The sequence below is a fragment of the Mesorhizobium sp. M0590 genome (genome assembly GCF_040320905.1).
GTDB lineage: Bacteria > Pseudomonadota > Alphaproteobacteria > Rhizobiales > Rhizobiaceae > Mesorhizobium.
Map to the genome: position 1 here is coordinate 17,797 of NZ_JAMYQN010000031.1, position 18,152 is coordinate 35,948.

The 18,152-nt window shown below is 60.1% G+C and carries 19 protein-coding genes and 1 pseudogene; 14 read left to right on the forward strand and 6 right to left on the reverse strand.

Features of this window, described 5'->3' with window-relative positions; translation table 11 throughout:
• Positions 1 to 108: 108 nt before the first annotated feature.
• From NKI52_RS30450 to NKI52_RS30490, 9 genes are all read left to right on the forward strand, one after another.
• A complete protein-coding gene (locus tag NKI52_RS30450) occupies positions 109 to 1,587 on the forward strand; it encodes an ABC transporter substrate-binding protein (protein ID WP_352700613.1) in 1,479 nt (492 codons plus the stop codon).
• 236 nt (positions 1,588 to 1,823) lie between these two features.
• Complete coding sequence (locus NKI52_RS30455) at positions 1,824 to 2,771, forward strand: ABC transporter permease (protein WP_352700614.1); 948 nt, start codon at positions 1,824 to 1,826, stop codon at positions 2,769 to 2,771.
• Complete coding sequence (locus NKI52_RS30460) at positions 2,768 to 3,637, forward strand: ABC transporter permease (protein WP_352700615.1); 870 nt, start codon at positions 2,768 to 2,770, stop codon at positions 3,635 to 3,637. Before NKI52_RS30455 ends, NKI52_RS30460 begins: the two co-directional genes overlap by 4 nt.
• Positions 3,634 to 5,253 (forward strand): ABC transporter ATP-binding protein, encoded by a 1,620-nt coding sequence (locus NKI52_RS30465; RefSeq protein ID WP_352700616.1) that lies wholly within the window; start codon positions 3,634 to 3,636, stop codon positions 5,251 to 5,253. Before NKI52_RS30460 ends, NKI52_RS30465 begins: the two co-directional genes overlap by 4 nt.
• Positions 5,254 to 5,701: 448 nt before the next feature.
• Positions 5,702 to 6,166 carry an Imm26 family immunity protein gene (locus tag NKI52_RS30470; RefSeq protein ID WP_352700617.1) on the forward strand — a complete coding sequence of 155 codons (465 nt, stop codon included), beginning with the start codon at positions 5,702 to 5,704 and terminating at the stop codon, positions 6,164 to 6,166.
• Positions 6,167 to 6,458: 292 nt separating this feature from the next.
• A complete protein-coding gene (locus NKI52_RS30475) occupies positions 6,459 to 7,082 on the forward strand; it encodes a DNA polymerase Y subunit UmuC family protein (protein WP_352700618.1) in 624 nt (207 codons plus the stop codon).
• Between the two features lie 137 nt (positions 7,083 to 7,219).
• Positions 7,220 to 7,411, forward strand: coding sequence for a hypothetical protein (locus tag NKI52_RS30480; RefSeq protein WP_023676475.1), 192 nt, complete (start codon positions 7,220 to 7,222; stop codon positions 7,409 to 7,411).
• A gap of 139 nt (positions 7,412 to 7,550) precedes the next feature.
• The gene (locus tag NKI52_RS30485; protein WP_352700619.1) at positions 7,551 to 7,751 is read left to right on the forward strand and encodes a DUF4926 domain-containing protein; all 201 of its coding nucleotides are present in this window, start codon (positions 7,551 to 7,553) and stop codon (positions 7,749 to 7,751) included.
• 761 nt (positions 7,752 to 8,512) lie between these two features.
• Positions 8,513 to 8,785, forward strand: coding sequence for an immunity 53 family protein (locus tag NKI52_RS30490; RefSeq protein ID WP_352700620.1), 273 nt, complete (start codon positions 8,513 to 8,515; stop codon positions 8,783 to 8,785).
• A 197-nt stretch (positions 8,786 to 8,982) separates the two neighbouring features.
• On the opposite strand, the gene NKI52_RS30495 is transcribed toward NKI52_RS30490, so the two are convergent.
• Positions 8,983 to 9,414 (reverse strand): TerB family tellurite resistance protein, encoded by a 432-nt coding sequence (locus tag NKI52_RS30495; protein WP_352470314.1) that lies wholly within the window; start codon positions 9,412 to 9,414, stop codon positions 8,983 to 8,985.
• Positions 9,415 to 9,926: 512 nt separating this feature from the next.
• Between NKI52_RS30495 and NKI52_RS30500 the strand changes: the two genes are divergently transcribed.
• The 3 genes from NKI52_RS30500 to NKI52_RS30510 all read left to right on the forward strand — a co-directional run bounded on the left by NKI52_RS30500 (position 9,927) and on the right by NKI52_RS30510 (position 11,532).
• Positions 9,927 to 10,097, forward strand: a complete 171-nt coding sequence (locus NKI52_RS30500; protein WP_023676480.1) for a hypothetical protein — start codon at positions 9,927 to 9,929, stop codon at positions 10,095 to 10,097.
• 111 nt (positions 10,098 to 10,208) lie between these two features.
• A complete protein-coding gene (locus NKI52_RS30505) occupies positions 10,209 to 11,039 on the forward strand; it encodes a helix-turn-helix domain-containing protein (protein ID WP_352635610.1) in 831 nt (276 codons plus the stop codon).
• A 73-nt stretch (positions 11,040 to 11,112) separates the two neighbouring features.
• Positions 11,113 to 11,532 carry a VOC family protein gene (locus NKI52_RS30510; RefSeq protein WP_023676482.1) on the forward strand — a complete coding sequence of 140 codons (420 nt, stop codon included), beginning with the start codon at positions 11,113 to 11,115 and terminating at the stop codon, positions 11,530 to 11,532.
• 52 nt (positions 11,533 to 11,584) lie between these two features.
• Here NKI52_RS30510 and NKI52_RS30515 read toward each other — a convergent pair whose 3' ends face one another.
• Positions 11,585 to 13,054 carry a cobyric acid synthase gene (locus tag NKI52_RS30515; protein WP_352700621.1) on the reverse strand — a complete coding sequence of 490 codons (1,470 nt, stop codon included), beginning with the start codon at positions 13,052 to 13,054 and terminating at the stop codon, positions 11,585 to 11,587.
• Position 13,055: 1 nt separating this feature from the next.
• The gene (locus NKI52_RS30520; RefSeq protein WP_352700622.1) at positions 13,056 to 13,670 is read right to left on the reverse strand and encodes a dimethylsulfonioproprionate lyase family protein; all 615 of its coding nucleotides are present in this window, start codon (positions 13,668 to 13,670) and stop codon (positions 13,056 to 13,058) included.
• 152 nt (positions 13,671 to 13,822) lie between these two features.
• Here NKI52_RS30520 and NKI52_RS30525 point away from each other — a divergent pair, with 152 nt between their 5' ends.
• The gene (locus tag NKI52_RS30525) at positions 13,823 to 14,989 is read left to right on the forward strand and encodes an isobutyryl-CoA dehydrogenase (protein ID WP_352700623.1); all 1,167 of its coding nucleotides are present in this window, start codon (positions 13,823 to 13,825) and stop codon (positions 14,987 to 14,989) included.
• A gap of 140 nt (positions 14,990 to 15,129) precedes the next feature.
• A complete protein-coding gene (mmsB, locus tag NKI52_RS30530; RefSeq protein ID WP_352624624.1) occupies positions 15,130 to 16,014 on the forward strand; it encodes a 3-hydroxyisobutyrate dehydrogenase in 885 nt (294 codons plus the stop codon).
• A gap of 406 nt (positions 16,015 to 16,420) precedes the next feature.
• On the opposite strand, the gene NKI52_RS30535 is transcribed toward mmsB, so the two are convergent.
• From NKI52_RS30535 to NKI52_RS30545, 3 genes and pseudogenes are all read right to left on the reverse strand, one after another.
• Entirely contained in the window at positions 16,421 to 17,245 is an 825-nt protein-coding gene (locus tag NKI52_RS30535) for a class I SAM-dependent methyltransferase (RefSeq protein ID WP_352587688.1), read from the reverse strand.
• A 48-nt stretch (positions 17,246 to 17,293) separates the two neighbouring features.
• Entirely contained in the window at positions 17,294 to 17,656 is a 363-nt protein-coding gene (locus NKI52_RS30540; RefSeq protein ID WP_352644895.1) for a hypothetical protein, read from the reverse strand.
• A gap of 84 nt (positions 17,657 to 17,740) precedes the next feature.
• Positions 17,741 to 18,007: pseudogene (locus NKI52_RS30545) on the reverse strand (DUF6422 family protein); the annotation flags it as partial.
• Positions 18,008 to 18,152: the final 145 nt, after the last annotated feature.

Sequence of the window (18,152 nt, forward strand, 5' to 3'; positions counted from 1 at the left end):
TCCTCCCGGCGACGGCGGACGGTACGAAACGCAATTTACTCGGCGGCGAATTCACGCTTCTATCCGCCCGGGTTTGAGCACGTGTTTTAGCATATGGGGAGTTGCACGATGAAATTGTGGAAAACCATTCTGGCCGCTGCGGCGCTGGCGTTGGCCGCCGGAACCTCGGCGATGGCCGCGCGCACCGACCTGGTCATCGGCATTACGCTCGAACCCCCGCATCTCGATCCGACCGCGGGCGCCGCGGCGGCGATCGACGAGGTGCTCTATGCCAATGTCTTCGAGGGCCTGACCCGCATCGGCCCGAACGGCGAGGTGCTGCCCGATCTCGCCGAAAGCTGGAGCATTTCCGACGACGGCAAGGTCTACACTTTCAAGCTGCATACAGGCGTGAAATTCCATGACGGCAGCGACTTCAACGCCGACGACGTGAAATTCTCGCTCGATCGTGCCCGCGCCGACAATTCCGTCAACGCGCAAAAGAGCCTGTTCGCCGCCATCGACAAGGTCGAGGTCGTCGATCCCGCGACGGTGAATGTCACGCTGAAGAACCCGCAAGGCTCGTTCCTCTACAATATGGGCTGGGGCGACGCGGTTATCGTCGCGCCTGAGACAGCCGACACCAACAAGGAAAAACCGATCGGCACCGGCCCGTTCAAATTCCAGAACTGGGCCAAGGGCTCGTCGATCACGCTGGTCAAGTCGGAAAATTACTGGGGCGCCCCGGTGTTCCTCGACAAGGCCGAGTTCCGCATCATTCCGGATGCCGCCGCCGCCGTTCCGGCGCTGCTTTCCGGCGACGTTCAGGCCTTTCCGTTCTTCGACCCCGACAGCGTCGCCCAGGTCAAAGACGACCCACGCTTCAAGGTGGTGATCGGCTCGACCGAGGGTGAAACCATCCTGTCGATCAACAACAAGAAGCCGCCCTTCGACAAGCTGCAGGTCAGGCAGGCGATTTCCTTTGCGCTCGATCGCAAGGCGATCATCGACGGCGCCTCGGCCGGCCTCGGCGTGCCGATCGGCTCGCACATGTCACCCGCCAGCAAGGCCTATGTCGACCTCACCGGCCTCTACCCGCACAATGTGGAGAAAGCCAAGGAGTTGCTGAAGGAAGCCGGCCTGGAGAATGGCTTCAAGGCGACGCTGAAGCTGCCGCCGCCCTCCTATGCGCGGCTTGGCGGCGAGATCATCGCCTCCGAGCTTCGCGAAATCGGCATCGATCTCGAGATCATCCCGGTCGAATGGGCGCAGTGGCTGGACCAGGTCTTCACCAAGAAGGATTACGACCTGACCATCGTTTCCCACACCGAGCCCAATGACATCGATATCTATTCGCGCAAGGACTATTACTTCAACTACGACAATCCGGCCTTCGACAAGATCATCGACGAGCTGAACCTTACCTCCGACGAGGCCAAGCGCATGACGCTGCTCGGCGAGGCGCAGAAGGTCCTGGCCGATGACGCCGTGGTCGGCTTCCTCTACGAATTGCCGAAGGTCGGCGTCTGGGACGCCAAACTGCAGGGCCTATGGGAAAACGCCCCGATCCAGGCCAACGACCTGACCAAGGTGAAGTGGACGGATTGATCGCTGACAGAAAGGCGAAAGTTGCACTCCGTCACACCCCCCTCTGTCCTGCCGGACATCTCCCCCTCAAGGGGGGAGATTGAGCCCTCATCGCCGCTTTCGCTAACCACTAGCGTTGCAAGGACAGTGCCAGCGTGGAAACTGCCAATCTCCCCCCTTGAGGGGGAGATGTCCGGCAGGACAGAGGGGGGTGGGCGGGAACGCTACCTTCGCCCAGTGCTTGCATCAGGCAGCTCATGACCGCCTACCTCCTCAAGCGGCTCGCCATCGCCGTCGTCACGCTGGTTCTGGCCTCGATGGTGGTCTTTGCCGTGCTGGAGATCATTCCCGGCGACCCGGCGCGGCTGATGCTTGGCCTGAACGCCAGCGCCGACCAGATCGAATTGCTGCGCAACCAGATGGGCCTCAACGCTCCCGTCATGCTGCGCTATCTGCATTGGGCCGGCGGCTTGCTGAGCCTCGATTTCGGCCGTTCCTACACCTATTCGGTGCCGGTCATCGATCTGGTCCGCGAGCGCCTCGTCGTCTCGCTGCCGCTGGCACTGATGGCGCTGGCGCTGTCCACCGTCATTGCCATTCCGGTCGGGCTGTTTTCCGCCAGCCGGCGCGGCCGGGCCGGCGACACGATCGCGATGGGTGCCGCCCAGCTGGGCGTCGCCGTGCCCAATTTCTGGTTTGCACTGATGCTGATCTATCTCTTTGCCGTCTGGCTGCGGCTGGTGCCGGGCGGCGGCTTTCCCGGCTGGGGCGCCGGCGTCTGGCCGGCACTGAAATCGCTGCTCCTGCCGGCGGTCGCCCTCGCTCTGCCACAGGCGGCGATCCTCGCCCGGGTCACCCGCTCGGCGCTGATCGAAGTGCTAAACGAGGACTACATCCGAACTGCCCGCGCCAAGGGCCTGCCCTACCGGCTTGTATTGTGGCGGCATGCGCTGCGCAACGCGATGATCCCGGTGGTCACCATTCTAGGCCTGCAATTCGCCTTCCTGCTTGCCGGCACCATCATCATCGAGAACGTCTTCTATTTGCCCGGCCTCGGCCGGCTGGTGTTCCAGGCGATCAACCAGCGTGACCTGATCGTGGTCGAGAGCGTCGTCATGCTGCTGGTTACCGCCGTCATCGTCGTCAATTTCATTGTCGATCTCTCCTATGCGGTGGTCGATCCGCGCCTGAGAGGCAGGCAATGACGCTGCACATCGACATCCCCGACGAGAACCTTGCCGGCATCCTGGCCAAGGCGTTTCGAAACCGTTCGTTCCTCGCCGGCTTCGTCATCACCGCACTGGTGGCTGCGGTCGCGATCCTCTCCTTCGTGTGGACGCCTTACGACGTCACCAGGCTGGTCATTTCCGACAAGACCCAGGCGCCATCGTTGGCGCACTGGTTCGGCACCGACCATTTCGGTCGCGACATCCTGTCGATGATCATGGTCGGCGCCCGCAACTCGATTGCCGTGGCGCTGGTGGCGGTCGGCATCGGCATGGGCGTCGGCGTGCCGCTCGGCGCCTTTGCCGCGGCGCGCGGCGGCACCGCCGACGACGTGCTGATGCGGCTGAACGACCTGGTCTTCGCCTTTCCGGCGCTGCTTTCGGCAATCATGATCACCGCCATCTTCGGGCCGGGCGCGTTCAACGCCATCATTGCCATCGGCATCTTCAACATCCCGGTCTTCGCCCGCGTCGCCCGCGCCGGCGCCTTGGCGATCTGGCCGCGCGAATTCATCCTCGCCGCCCGCGCCGCCGGCAAGAGCAGGACGCTGATCAGCATCGAACATGTGCTGCCCAACATCAACACGCTGCTGCTGGTGCAAGGCACCATCCAGTTCGCGCTGGGCATACTGGCCGAAGCCGGGCTTTCCTATGTCGGGCTGGGCACGCAGCCACCGATGCCGAGCTGGGGCCGCATGCTGTTCGACGCCCAGACCCGCATGGTGGTGGCGCCGTGGATGGCGATCTTTCCGGGCATGGCGATCGTCATCACCGTGCTTGGCCTGAACCTGCTCGGCGACGGCATTGCCGATATCCTCGATCCGAAATCGCGGCGGCAGCGATGAGCCTGCTCGAAATCGAGAAGCTGTCGCTGACCATCGGCGGCACGCCCATCCTCAGAGACATCGAACTTTCCGTCGCGCCCGGCGAAGTGATGGGGCTGGTCGGCGAATCCGGCTCCGGCAAGTCGATGACAGCGCTCACCGTGATGCAGCTACTGCCCTGGGCGGCGCACGCCAGCGGACGCATCACCTTCGACGGCATCGACATCCTGGCGGCGAGCGAGGACCAGATGTGCGCGCTGCGCGGCGACGACATCGGCATGGTGTTCCAGGAGCCGATGACGGCGCTCAACCCGGTCAAGACCATCGGCGAGCAGGTCGCCGAGGGTATTCGCTGGCACACCAGGGCGAGCCGCGGCGACGCCGAGGAACGGGCGCGAAAAATGCTCGACCGGGTCGGCCTGCCGGCGGCGCAGTTCCCGCTGTCGCGTTATCCGCATGAGCTGTCCGGAGGCCAGCGCCAGCGCGTCGTCATCGCCATCGCCTGTGCGCTGAAGCCCAAGCTGCTGATCGCCGACGAGCCGACAACGGCGCTCGACGTGGTGCTGCAGGCGCAGATCCTCGACCTGCTGCGCGACCTCGTAGCGGAAAACCGCATGGGGCTGCTGCTTATCTCGCACGACCTCGCGGTGGTGACCGAGATGGCGGACCGCATCACCATCCTGCGCCATGGCGAGGTGATGGAGGCCGGCGACACGGCGCGCATTCTGTCCGGACAGCTTCATCCCTATACGCGCCAGCTGGCGCAGGCCTCGATGCATGTGCCCGCGCGGGCTAGGCACAGCGTCGGCCAAGGAAAACCTCTGGTTGAGGTAGACAGCGTGACGCGCGACTATCCGGCACGGCGCATATCGCTGCTCAAGCGAGGGGCTCCCATCCGCGCCGTCGACGATGTCTCCTTCTCCATGGCGCCCGGTCAGTCGGTGGCGCTGGTCGGCCGTTCCGGTTGCGGCAAGTCGACGCTTGCCCGCATGGTCCTGGCGCTGGACAGGCCGACATCAGGGACAATCCGCTTCCGCGGCGACACCCTCACCGGCAAGAGCGAGGCGGAGCTGAGGCCGGCGCGGCGCGACATGCAGGTCGTGTTCCAGGACCCGTATGGTTCGTTCGACCCACGCCAGAAGGTCGAGAGATTGGTGGCCGAGCCGCTGCATGTGCTGGAGAAGAAGCCGGCGCCCGCCGCGCGGCGCGAGATGGTGGCGCATGCGCTGCACGAGGTCGGCCTCTCACCAGGCGACATGGACAAATACCCGCACGAGTTTTCGGGCGGCCAGCGCCAGCGCCTTTCGATCGCCCGCGCCATCATCACCCGGCCGAAGCTGGTCGTCGCCGACGAGCCGGTCTCGGCGCTCGACGTCTCGATCCGCGCGCAGATCCTCGATTTGTTCGCCGAGCTCAACCAAAAACTCGGCATCGCCTATCTGTTCATCACCCATGATCTGACCGTCGCCCGCGCCATCACCGACGAGGTGATGGTCATGCATGACGGCAAGATCGTCGAGCGCGGCAGGACGAGCGAAGTACTCGACCACCCGCAATCAGAAGCCGCCAAGGCGCTGATCACTGCTGCTCCAGACCTGCACCGGGCGATTGCAAAACGGCTGCACGAACAGGGCTGAGCCGCAAGGGGCACGGGCCTTCCGATCTCCCACTGTGGGGTCCGAAGGACGGGGCGAGACCGGTGGCTCGCCCCACGAGGAGGCTCCGGTGGTTGGCGACGTGGGGGAGACGACTGTTTGTGGCCAGCCTATGAAAGTAGAAAAAATATGGGGCCATTGGGCCGATCGCCGATCGCGCAACCCGGACCTGATCGTCCCTTTGCGCGCGAAGGAGATTTAGCGAACTTAGGTTTGGAAATTGCGGTATTAATGTATGTTTTCTGCCTCGCCCGTTCGGCTTTGTCCTGCCGCGTATTCTCCGCATCGTCGCGCTTAAGCTAAGCAAAACGACTGGCAGCAACGGATAGCCCCCAAACACACGAGAGCTTGGCGCTCCAACAAAGCCGTAACTAATCACCACTCGCGCCTTCCGCATCACGCCGGCATCTGTAGTAAAGGTAACCTTAAAGTGAGAAAACTACCCTACAAGGAAGGCACCCTGTTTGCCATTCCGTTGAGATCAGGTGGCTATGGGCTTGGCTTGGTAGCTCATATGGCCCCAATGGGAAAGATTATTCTAGTATATCTATTTGGACCAATGCGTCTGGAATTGCCAAAGGCGGATGAATTAAATGACCTTAGTCCAGATAATGCAGTCAGGTGCCTACGGTGTGGCGATCTCGGTTTAATAAATGGAACTTGGCCAATTATTGGTCAAATGAAGAGCTGGGCAGAAGACAAATGGCCTATGCCAACCTTCGTTCACAAAGAAAGCCTTTCCAACCGAATTCTTATTCGAAAATACTCAGAGTCTGATCCATCGAAGCTAGAGAGCCAAACTAGCGTAGCTTCGGCGGGCGATTTGGAGCAGGACGGTTTACACGGATATCAAGCCGTCGAATTGATTCTGATCGAGCAGCTGAAACCCCATTGATCAAGGAATGACGGTAACGATGTGAATTACGAATTACGGTGACTCCCACTAGCCGGCCTCTCGTCAATGCCGCGCGGAACTTTTTTGGCGGCGTCAGCGGCTAATTTGCATCGGGCGGACTATTCATCCGGGGAGGAGCCCCACGACTAGTGAAGGAGGGATGTCACTGGGTTGTTTGGTGGAGAACAATAAAGACTATAACTCGCTTATGAATGTAATCGGCCCGAATAAGGTGGGTAGTGCGAGTTTACAGGTAAATGATTTCCCAATTGGTCCGTGAGGAGTTGCCATCATGCATTTTAAAATAGCATTGAAACTTGCCGGATTTGTTGCAATTTTGGTTTTCGGAGGATCGGCCTGTACTGTGCCATCAACTCCTGAGATACTGAACTGTTCAAATGGAATCTTTGCAGATAATTGGCCGTTCACTTGGCGAGCAGTTGAGGAGAAATGTATATCACGCGTAACCTCGCAAATTGCGAAGGAGTTCATAGACTGGAATACGAAATATGAAGAATTTAATGAGGATACTGGTGCACTTTACCTTTTTATATGGACGAGATTGATTGATAAGAATCTTGCGACTCCATTGCAATTGGACGAGAGAACGAAAGATTTTGATCAAGTAACTCGATCGCTTACGGACTCTTATGTTGGCATTTACGACGATATTGAAAAATTGCAGGAAGAATTGAAAATGTCTTTGGCCCAAAAAGGAGGCGGGGATGCGAATTCGCTCTATGCGATAAGGCTTTTAGGTTTGGTTCGAATTGAGCACGCGCGGCCCACCATTTTGTTCCTGAAGAGTCTGGTTGATCTTGACACCCACACCATTAAGGTCACGGGACAATACGGGGAAGAGATTGTAGAAATGCAAGAGTTGTTGGATTATCGGGCCAGTGCACAAGGTCGTTAGTTGCCATTCACAGATCCTAAATGACGCGGGTCATTACTTAGTGGCCGCTATTGTGCGGCAGGAACTGGAGAGAATTTCGCAATTTCGGTGCACTTTTATCGCGTTCGCCCGGCTATCATTGCACGTAGATTGACCACATGGCCCGCCTTGCCCGCATAGCGGCGTCCGGCTTCTACAACATCGGCCAGCTCACCTCCACCAACCCTGGGGCAACGCAAGGCAACAAGTATGACGGCTTTGGCAAGCTCGCCCGCCGGGACGTCACGCTGGGCACGCTGACCCACACCACGACCAGCGTGCGCGATGCCTCCGGCCAGACGGGTTGTTGATAATACGGAGCTCGATATGCGGTGGACGTAACTGTTACAGGTCCGGCCGGCACCGTTGAGGTTCGCACCGGGTGGATTTTTAGCCCCCGGTTCAAACGTCCCGTCGCTGATGACACTATTCGTGAAGTAGAGTCCCGCTATGAAACCAAAGATCAACGACGTTGTGAGATTGATTTGTGATATGCCGGGAGAATCCCTTCAGGCCGGAGCGTTAGGAGTCGTTGTTGAAGAGCATTCTTATCCCGAGGAGGCATACGAGATTGAATTCAGTAGCGAAAATGGGAAGACCATCGCTCAATTAGCCTTACTTCCAAACCAGTTCGTACTGATTGCTGTGTAAGGAATTACAGCGCACTCTTTTCCATATCTCCTCTCCGAATTACGACATGATCCGGAATTACGCACTACGGTCGCATTACGAATTACGGTGACACCCATTAGCCGGCGGCTCGTCAAGAGCACGAAGCCGTAGGGCACGGTTTTTGATGACTGAGTTCAAGATCATACCTTTCACAGGCGCCGGGGAAATAGAGTTTGGAATGTCCCCGAATCAGATTAGACGGCGTCTTGGGACAAATTTTCGAACATTCAAACGATCTATCAGGGATACGTTTCCTTGCGACTATTTCGAAAATATTGGGGTATTTTGTTACTATAGTAAATCCGGAAAATTGAACGCGGTCGAGTTCACGAGTCCTGCCGCTCCTTCTCTGAATGGGGTTCGATTTCTAGGAACAGGGTTTGAAATCGCGAAACGTGCACTTATTTCATTGGGCCAAGAAATCGAAGAAGAAATTGATGGGGCAATCGCTCTTAGCCTAGGGGTTAGTATTTATGCCCCGTTGGCAAAAGAAGATTCCATGGCGCCCGTCGAGACAGTGCTAATCTTTCAAAAAGGATACTACCAATAGCAGCAAGGTATACAAATTTGCCAATCCGTTGGCAGCGCAAGCTGCCAATCCAGGGTTCGACCGGCGACAATGGCGGACATTAGAATGGCTAAGAAGGCAGCGAAACGGTGCGTCGGAGACCCTGCAAAGCCAAATCCCACAAAGGAGGCGATAACCTCCTTCTGTTCCAACCGACTAACAGGAGTGGCTAGTGGTCGACCTATCGATGCTCGAGTGGTTGGAGGAGTGGTACCAAGGGCAGTGCAACGGCGATTGGGAACACCAATACGGCGTAAAAATTGATACGATCGACAATCCTGGATGGGAAGTTTCAATAGATTTGCGCCGGACGCAGCTCCAGGGAAGAAATTTTACAGACGTAAGCTTTCAGTATGACGACGAGATCGATTGGTTTTATGTGACCGTAAAGGACGATACCTTCAAGGGACACGGAGGGGCAAGGAACTTATCGAGCATTATTTGAGAGTTTAAGAAGTTTGCGATGGATGCGCCAAGGGAAACAGAGCAATTAGATACCTAGAGAATTTTCGCCAGATGTACAAAACGGGAATTGCGATGACAGTGCTGGACTGCGCCCCGTAAGTGAGACACGGCAATTTCAGTGACAGGTTATCCTGACAGACAAAATGACGTTCAGAACGTCAATAGTCAGCCGATGCCTCAGCCTTGCGGCTTGACCAAATCGGCCGGGCTGATGTCGAGCAGGTCGAGCGTGCGGCGCAACAGCTGCATCTCGCTCCCGGCAAGTTGCGAATCGGCCTTGGCGATCTCGGCCATGTGGCGGGCGAGCAGCTTGCGCCGTTCGACGTCGAGGTCGCGGAATTGGGCGACGGCCTGCGAGCTGTTGGTCTCGTAGCCGAAATCGTTGAGATATTCGATGACGCTGTCGACGCTGGTTTCGGGTATGCCGAAGGCGTCGCGGCAGATACGCCTGAACGCGGTCATCTCGCTTTCGCTGACCGAACCGTCGGCCAGGATCATGCGGAACAACATGAGCAGCTCCGCCGACAGCACCGGATCGTCCGCCACCTTGCGCACGCCGGGGTCGCCGTCGAAAATCGAGCGTATCTGGTCCAGCAATCCCATCGCCATCAGCCCCTTCCGATTCGTTCGGAAGGTAGCGCGGAATCGGATTTGCGCAAACGGGGTGCGAATGGTGAAAAGGACAATCGCTTCAGGTTTTGAATTCGCCTCCTCACCCTTTTATGGCGTTGGCGCTGCCCCTCACCTGCCTGCCGGCGTCCTCTCCCCGTTTAGTGACGGGGAGAGGGGCGCTCTCGTCACCGATTTCGCCAATCGCAGGCGCTGCAAGAAAAGGCGCCGACGTTGCGACCAGCCCTTTCTCCCCGTCACTATACGGGGAGAAATGCCCGGCAGGGCAATGAGGGGCGGCGGCGACATCGACAATTGGTGGTCTCCGCCACAATTTGGAAACTGTCATTCGTCTGAAGCGATGCCCTTCTGATCGAACGCGCCGCACCGTTCTGGCCACTCCCATAAAACTGCTGGCCAATCCGGCAAGTCCCGCTGCGTGCGCTCATTGGTGTGTGACCGCGCGACTGATAGTATGCCGTTGTACGAATCATGTTGAGGAGGGACCGAACATGAATCTCAGTGCGCCTACCCAGCTTATTTTCATTATATCTCTTGTCATCGCCATCATCGGCGTTCTCGCCGCGCTTGGCGTTCTTGCGTTCATCCCTTTGAATGCCGCGTGGATTGTCGTCATCGCCTACATTGTGCTGGCCGCCGGCTGCCTGATGCGCGGCGCTTAAACACGTCCAGACAATTCAGAATCTCAGGCAACTCGGAGCGCCCGGCCAAAACCGGGCGCTTTTGATTCCGGCGGATGGTCTGTTAAAGTTGCTTGGCGGAAGGAAAGCTTGATGCCCGCCGACAGCAAAGACGACAGCCGCCACGAAAGCCCAGGCCTCGATCGGTTCGAGATGGTGCGGCGCGCGCCGAGCCATCGGCTTCAGGGCGTCGTCACCGACATGTGCGGCTTTCGCGAAACCATGCCAGGCCATTTCCGCGCCATCGAATATGCCTCGCTGACCGTGCCGCTGGTCATCAGCTTTGCCGAACCCTTTGCCATTGGGCTCGGCAGGGACCCCAGCGACAATGACCGCTTCGCCAGTTTTGCCGCCGGCCTTTATGCCGGGCCGGTGGTGATCGAATCCTGCGGCGGCACCTGCTGTATGCAGGTCAATTTCACCCCGCTCGGCGCTCGTCGCTTCTTCGGCCGGCCGATGAGCGAACTGACCGACCGCATGGTCGGCCTGGATGACGTGCTCGGCGTTGAAGGCATCGCATTTCGCGAAAGGCTCGGCAATGCGCCGGATTGGAGCTCACGCTTTGCCATCGCCGAAGCCTTCGTCGGCGATCGGTTGGCAACCGCGGACCGCACTCAAGCCGACATAGTCTGGGCCTATGAGACGATCGTCTCGACGCGTGGGCGGACCCGCATCTCGACGCTGGCCGAAAAGCTTGGCTGGAGCCGCAAGCATCTTAACGGAAAATTTTCGGACGCGATCGGAACCGGCCCAAAAACGCTGTCGCGCATTGTCCGCTTCAACCATGCGCTTGGGCTGTCGAGACAGTCGAACAGCGCTTGGGCCGACATCGCCGCCGACTGCGGCTATGCCGACCAGGCGCATCTGGTACGCGAGTTTCGCGACCTCGCAGGCGTCGCGCCGACGGCCCTTGCCGCCAGGTAACATTTCTTCAAGACGCGCAACCGGCCTTCGCGCAGACTGGGTTGATCGACCAACCCGCTGAAGGAGATCAGCCATGCCGAACACCACCGAACCACCGCGGCTTTATCCGGCGCTGCGCTACAGGAATGCCGGCAAGATGATCGATTGGCTGTGCGAGGCCTTCGGCTTCAGCGTCCGCGCCCGCTATGGCGAAGGCGACGTGGTGCACCACGCCGAACTCGCGTTCGGCTCCTCGATCATCATGCTCGGCACGGCGCGCGACGACGCCTATGGCAAGATGGTCGGCGCGCCGGGTTCGGACGGCGGCAAGTCGATCTACGTTGCGGTCGCTGACGCAGACGCGGCATACGCGCGGGCAAAGACCGCCGGCGCCGAGATTCTGGAAGAACTCACCGACCGCGACTATGGCAGCCGCGAATTCATCTGCCGCGATCCGGAAGGCAATGTCTGGTCGTTCGGCACCTACTGGCCGAAGGCTGACGAGAAAGCATGATCCCGAAAAGTGGAGACCGGTTTTCGGACAAGATCATGCTCAAGCAAAGTATCTAACGCGCCAGCCCAAAAATCGCGTCGCAGTCGAGGTGGGTTTCCAGTTCGGCTGCGATCTCGTCCAGTGCCCGTTCGACCTCGGCGCGGTAGTCGATGCCGCCGCCTTTGACGCCGAGGCTTTCGAGGAATTTCGCCCGGAAGGCGTCGGCGGAAAACAGCCCGTGCATATAGGTGCCCGATACCTTGCCGTCGGCCGAGATGGCGCCGTCATCGACGCCGTTGATAACGGCGGACGGCCGCAGCGTGTCGGGACCGGTGGTGCGGCCGAGATGGATTTCGTAGCCCTCGAGCGGCAGATCGAACGGCACCGAGCGCGCGCTGATATTGCGCACCGTCTTTTCCGGCTCCATCACTGTTTCGACGTTGAGCAGGCCAAGCCCTTGTGTGTCGGTAACGCTGCCCTCGATGCCGTCGGGATCGCGCACGCTACGGCCGAGCATCTGGAAGCCACCGCAAATGCCGACGATATGGCCACCGCGTTTCCTGTGCGCGGCAAGGTCGCGGTCCCAGCCGTTCTCACGGAATTTCAGGAGATCGCCGATCGTCGACTTCGAGCCGGGAATGACCACCAGCCCTGCATCCTGCGGCAAGCGCTGGCCAGGCGGCACGAACACCACCTCGACCTGCGGTTCGGCCTTGAGCGGGTCGAGATCGTCGAAATTGGCGATGCGCGAGAGCACCGGCACGGCGATCTTCAGCGCGCGCTTCTCGCCGGACGCCAGTCGCTCGAGCACGACGGAATCTTCCGACGGCAGCCGCGCCGCCGCCTTCAGCCACGGCACGACGCCAAAACAGCGCCAACCGGTGAATTTTTCGATCGCCTCGATGCCATCGTCGAACAGCGAGACATCGCCGCGGAACTTGTTGATGAGATAGCCGACGATCATGCGCCGGTCGTCGTCCGGCAGGATCAGATGGGTGCCCGCGACCGAGGCGATGACGCCGCCGCGATCGATATCGCCGACCAGGATCACCGGCACGCCGGCGCGCGTCGCAAAGCCCATATTGGCAATGTCACGGCTCCTGAGATTGATCTCGGCCGGCGAGCCGGCGCCCTCGACGATGACCAGATCGGCGCCCTCGCCGACCTTTGCCCAAGAGTCCAGCACCGCATCCATCAGCCGGGCCTTCAGCGCCTGGTAGTCGCGCGCCCGCGCTTCGCCGAACACCTTGCCCTGCACGACGACTTGAGCGCCGACATCGGTCTGCGGCTTGAGCAGCACCGGATTCATGTGGACGGTCGGCGCCACGCCGCAGGCGATCGCCTGCAGCCATTGGGCGCGGCCGATCTCGCCGCCGCCTGAATCGCCCGGAATATCGGCGACGGCCGCGTTGTTGGACATGTTCTGCGGCTTGAACGGCCGCACTTTCAAGCCGCGCTTCTTCGCCGCGCGGCAGAGGCCGGCAACGAGCACCGTCTTGCCGACATCCGAACCCGTGCCCTGCAGCATGATCGCTTTGGCCATGTCAGTCCCTGCCCTGCGCAACGGTTGCGGTGATCGTCGACTTGGCCGCCAGCGGCCCACCACGCCAGAGATAGAGCGCCAGCAGCGGCTCCTTGCCGGTGCGCATGGCGTGGCTGACGTCAGAGGCATGATGGATCACCTCGCCCGGCGCTCGAAGGTGAAAACCGCCATCGCCCATGCGCCATTCGGTGCCGCCGGTCAGCGGGATGTAGATCTCCTCCGCGACATGGTGATGATCGGGGTAGACGATGTCGGGTCCAAGGATCAGCAGGCCGGCCGCAACCTCTTCATTGACGAAATGGCCGCGTGTACCGAACACCTCCAGCCAGCCGTAATTGTCGATGAAAACCTTGCCGAAATCCGCCTCGCCATAGGTTTGCCCCCAGCGCAGATCGCCGCGACGCTCCGCAACCAGCCGCGCCAGCGGCTTGGCCGCAGCGGGAGCGAGTTCGACGATACGGTCGAGCTGAAGGAGACAAGGCAGTGCATGCGGTTCGAGCGGCCGGCCCGGCATGTCCCAGCCGATCCGGGCCACGGCGTCGCGCACCAGCGCATTATCGAACGTCTGGAGATAGGCATGGAAGCATCCAAGCAGTTCGTCGAAATTTGTCGTCACACTTTGCTCCAAAGCGCATTCGCGCACAGCGGCTGCGCAGATAGTTGGATCTAGACGGATCGGGTTGCGCGGCGGCATCATTGGTCTAGATTGGACGGCGCGCAAAGCCAAAAACGACAGGCCAGCAGGCCGGAAACATCAGGGAGCACGCCATGGACGCCGCTGTCGATGCGGGCACCAGCCAGTTCGAACTCAACGAAGACCAGCGCGCCATCCAGGAGATGGCGCAAGCCTTCGCCGCCGACCGTGTGGCGCCGAACGCACTCGACTGGGATCGCAACAAGCATTTCCCCGCCGATGTGATCCGCGAGACAGGTCCGCTCGGCCTTGGCGGCATCTATGTCCGCGACGACGTCGGCGGCTCGGGGCTCGGCCGGCTCGACGCCGTGCTGATCTTCGAGGCGCTTTCGCGTGCCGATCCGGCGTTTTCCGCCTTCATCTCGATCCACAACATGGCGGCATCGATGATCGACCGCTTCGGCAGCGACGAGCAACGTCGGCGCTTCCTGCCGAAGCTGACCTCGATGGAATGGCTGGCCAGCTACTGCCTGACCGAGCCGGGTTCGGGATCCGATGCCGCGGCGCTGAAGACGCGTGCGGTCAAAAGCGGCGGCGACTATGTGCTGAACGGCGCCAAGCAGTTTATCTCCGGTGCCGGCGACAGCGACCTCTATGTCGTCATGGCGCGCACCGGCGCCGACGGGCCGAAAGGCATTTCCACCTTCGTCGTGCCGAACGATGCGCCCGGCCTTTCCTTCGGCGCCAACGAGCGCAAGATGGGCTGGCACATGCAGTCGACCCGCCAGGTCGTCTTCGAGGACTGCAAGGTGCCGGCGGAAAACCTGCTGTCGGTCGAGGGCGCCGGTTTCGGCATCGCCATGGCCGGGTTGGACGGCGGCCGGTTGAACATCGCTGCCTGCTCGCTCGGCGGCGCGCAATCGGCGCTCGACAAGGCACTCGCCTACACCGCCGAACGCAAGGCTTTCGGCTCGAAGATCAACCAGTTCCAGGCGCTGCAGTTCAAGCTCGCCGACATGGAGACCGAACTGCAGGCAGCGCGCGTCTTCCTCTACACCGCCGCCTCGAAGCTCGACCGCAACGCGCCGGATGCCTCGAAATGGTCGGCGATGGCCAAGCGCTTCGTCACCGACACCGGCTTCAACGTCGCCAACGACGCCCTGCAGCTGCATGGCGGCTATGGTTACCTGCACGACTACGGCATCGAGAAGCTGGTGCGGGACCTGCGTGTCCACCAGATCCTCGAAGGCACCAACGAGATCATGCGCGTCATCATCGCTCGCGCGCTGATCGGACGATAGAGAATTTAGTGAATGGTGAATGGTGAATGGTGAGTCTATCATATAGACCATGAGTAATACATGATCCCTACTGACTACTGACTACTGACTACTGACTATTCACTATTCACTATTCACTATTCTACTCACGGAGCGCCATTATGACCACCATCGCCTTCATCGGCCTCGGCAATATGGGCAATCCGATGGCCGCCAACCTGGTCAAGGCCGGATATGCCGTGCACGGCTTCGACCTGGTGCCGGAGAACCTCGTCATTGCCAGGGAGCACGGCGTCGTCGTCATGGCCAATGCCGTTGCGGCGGTGAAGGATGCCGATGCGGTCATCACCATGTTGCCGGCCGGCAAGCATGTTCTGTCGGTTTACGCAGACATCGCGGCCAAGGCGAAAAAAGGTGCGCTGTTCATCGATTCCTCGACCATCGATGTCGAGTCGGCCCGAAAGGCCCATGCCATCGCCGCCAAGCACGGATTGCTGACGATCGACGCGCCGGTCTCCGGCGGCACGGGCGGTGCGGCGGCCGGCACGCTGACCTTCATGGCCGGCGGTTCGAAGGAGGCCTTCGCCAAGGCCGAACCAATCCTCAAGCCGATGGCCGGCCGCATCGTTCATTGCGGCGACGACGGCGCAGGACAGGCGGCGAAGATCTGCAACAATATGATTTTGGGCATTTCGATGATCGGCGTTGCCGAGGCCTTCGTGCTGGCGGAAAAGCTCGGCCTGTCGCACCAGGCGCTGTTCGACGTCGCCTCGACCTCGTCCGGCCAGTGCTGGTCGCTGACCACCTACTGCCCGGTGCCCGGCCCGGTGCCGACATCGCCCGCCAACAATGGCTATAAGCCTGGCTTCGCGGCGGCACTGATGCTGAAGGACCTCAAACTGTCGCAGGAGGCCGCACAGAGCGTCGGTGCGGCAACGCCGCTCGGCGCCGAGGCAGCCCAGCTCTATGCGCTGTTCAACGCACAAGGGAATGCCGGCGCGGATTTTTCCGGCATCATTAATTTCCTCCGTGGTAACCCGGCGTAAGCTCCAAGTTCACAGGTTTCGATCTGCCCAAAGCGGAAAGCCGGCAAATTTAGATTTGCTTAAGCTCTTGCTAACCCTGCAGTAACGATATGCGTTTAAAACGGATTGCGAGGCGGACATCCGCCCGGCGCTCCGGATCAGGTCTCGCGTACCGGAGCCCGTAAGTTTCGCCGTTAGTTTCGCAAGTGTATTGTTGGCGAAGCGCCATGCGTATCTGGCAAAGCCGCGTTCCGATGGAGCGCGGTTTTTGCGTTTCGCATTCTTCAAGGACAATGAGGCGATCGCCCTGGCGCGTCTCCAGATGATCGTCGGCGTCGTGGCTGCTGTCCTGAGCTACGTCGACCCACAGGTGGTCGCGCCCCAACCCCCCCAGCGCGTCGGTGCCATGGCTCATCGGTCAGCTACGCTACTTGCGTGCGAGCACGACGTGGGCCTCTTGGGGGAACATCAGCTCCCCTTCAGTTGAATAGATTGCCAGCGAAAAATTTAGATCACCGGTGATCGCTGCGATGACTGCTTCCCGATGTCCGGCATCCATTCCGCTGACCAGCCCGGCCTGCGGAGTCGCCGCCAATTGTAGTCGCACATATTCCCTCGACGAGGGAAATCGGATGTTCTGTGTCGTCGTGTGGATGGTCACCTGACGAAATCCCGCCTCGGCCACCAATCGGTAAAGCTCGTCCGCATCAGCGAGTGAATGCTCAGACCTTTTCGTTGCCGAAGCGCCTGGACCGAGGTGTCGATCCAAGGCATCCGCCAGCGCCTTCGCCGCAGGAGTGTGCTCAATAGCGCTGAAAACGTTTAAAGCCAGTCGGCCGTCAGGCACCAGAACCCGGAACATCTCACGGAGCGCACTAGATCGATCCGGAAAAAACTGCAGTCCGAGCTGGCAAAGAACCAGATCGAAGGCGGAGTCAGGGAACGGCATTTCGAGCGCGCTTCCCTCGTGCCAGTCGATACGCGCTCCAGCGCCTCTCGGGAGCGACCGAGCAACGGCGAGCATGCCCGTATTGATGTCGAGGCCGACGACCTGCCCACTTCCCATACGCTCGGCAGCCGAGCGTGCCACCACGCCGGTGCCGCAAGCTACGTCCAGAATCCGCTCACCAGATTGAGGCGCAGCACGATCCATCAGGTCCGCAGCCCACAGGGCTGTGATTGCCGGGACTAGGTAGCGCTCGTAGAGGTCCGCGGCGCTGCCTTCCAGCTGCCACTGCTCCTGTTTGGCCATAGTGTCCCTCCCGCACAACGATCTCGGGCAACGGGCCCGATCGGCGCTTCAGCAGCCATCATAAAGCGCGTGTCTGTCGACTAGCAACCGGGCAATGGAAACCGGCAGGGTGCTATTCTTCTCGTTCCGTATCACAACGGTCTTACACCATCCGCCCCAAGTAGAATCAAACACACATTCCACTGTGCACTCCACGCGCGGCATCTCGCCAATATTTACGAGGCCGATATCCACGAGTTTGTAGCGAGCGATTGCCTTTGGATATTTCCTGAAAACACTCTCAATTTCTGCCACGAAGCCCTTGTGCTCTTCTGGAACCGGCCTTTTGAAAGGTGTTTTGGCGTGCTGCGCAAGACATACAGTGATGACCGATTGCATAACCAAGGCTAGGATCAAAGAAATGGTGCGCATCAACTGTCTCCAATACGCCTTACGTGGAGAGATGTTTTGATGGTGGATGGCCGCAACTCCGGGACGGGGGGAGGCCGTATCGAGGGTAGTCTGCGTCAAACATGGCCCACCATCGCCCGTGTAATCGTTGCACGGGCAGTTGCCGTGCGCCTCTATGTGCGCGTTGCAAGGGTTCCCGAACCCAAACCCATCATCAGGTAAAGTTACTCCCGCCCGCGCCAGTAGCGCCGCGGCTTCTTTCCGCGCGCTAATGATCAAGAACGCGGCCTTTTCCAGGGCTTCCGATTGTTCGCGCGTGAGACCTTCCCGAGACAGATATTTAAAGATCCTCGTCTGGCGAACTCTTCGCATGAAGCGGCATTCAATCTCCGGGGGCCCCCATAACCGGGGCCCGGCCAACGGTGCAACTTAAAGCGTGGGGAAAAATGGTTGGGGCCGGGGGGGCGCCGGGGGGGTGGGGGGGGCGGGCCATTGGATAGTGGCGCGCGGCGCGATA

Excerpts from the sequence above, each read along its gene's own strand:
- NKI52_RS30450 (WP_352700613.1), top strand. The coding sequence starts at position 109 with ATGAAATTGTGGAAAACCATTCTGGCCGCTGCGGCGCTGGCGTTGGCC.
- NKI52_RS30515 (WP_352700621.1), bottom strand. The coding sequence starts at position 13,054 with ATGGCCAAAGCGATCATGCTGCAGGGCACGGGTTCGGATGTCGGCAAG.
- NKI52_RS30460 (WP_352700615.1), top strand. The coding sequence starts at position 2,768 with ATGACGCTGCACATCGACATCCCCGACGAGAACCTTGCCGGCATCCTG.
- NKI52_RS30540 (WP_352644895.1), bottom strand. The coding sequence starts at position 17,656 with ATGCGCACCATTTCTTTGATCCTAGCCTTGGTTATGCAATCGGTCATC.
- NKI52_RS30465 (WP_352700616.1), top strand. The coding sequence starts at position 3,634 with ATGAGCCTGCTCGAAATCGAGAAGCTGTCGCTGACCATCGGCGGCACG.
- NKI52_RS30480 (WP_023676475.1), top strand. The coding sequence starts at position 7,220 with ATGGCCCGCCTTGCCCGCATAGCGGCGTCCGGCTTCTACAACATCGGC.
- NKI52_RS30525 (WP_352700623.1), top strand. The coding sequence starts at position 13,823 with ATGGACGCCGCTGTCGATGCGGGCACCAGCCAGTTCGAACTCAACGAA.
- NKI52_RS30485 (WP_352700619.1), top strand. The coding sequence starts at position 7,551 with ATGAAACCAAAGATCAACGACGTTGTGAGATTGATTTGTGATATGCCG.
- mmsB (WP_352624624.1), top strand. The coding sequence starts at position 15,130 with ATGACCACCATCGCCTTCATCGGCCTCGGCAATATGGGCAATCCGATG.
- NKI52_RS30455 (WP_352700614.1), top strand. The coding sequence starts at position 1,824 with ATGACCGCCTACCTCCTCAAGCGGCTCGCCATCGCCGTCGTCACGCTG.
- NKI52_RS30475 (WP_352700618.1), top strand. The coding sequence starts at position 6,459 with ATGCATTTTAAAATAGCATTGAAACTTGCCGGATTTGTTGCAATTTTG.
- NKI52_RS30495 (WP_352470314.1), bottom strand. The coding sequence starts at position 9,414 with ATGGCGATGGGATTGCTGGACCAGATACGCTCGATTTTCGACGGCGAC.
- NKI52_RS30505 (WP_352635610.1), top strand. The coding sequence starts at position 10,209 with ATGCCCGCCGACAGCAAAGACGACAGCCGCCACGAAAGCCCAGGCCTC.
- NKI52_RS30535 (WP_352587688.1), bottom strand. The coding sequence starts at position 17,245 with ATGGCCAAACAGGAGCAGTGGCAGCTGGAAGGCAGCGCCGCGGACCTC.
- NKI52_RS30510 (WP_023676482.1), top strand. The coding sequence starts at position 11,113 with ATGCCGAACACCACCGAACCACCGCGGCTTTATCCGGCGCTGCGCTAC.
- NKI52_RS30500 (WP_023676480.1), top strand. The coding sequence starts at position 9,927 with ATGAATCTCAGTGCGCCTACCCAGCTTATTTTCATTATATCTCTTGTC.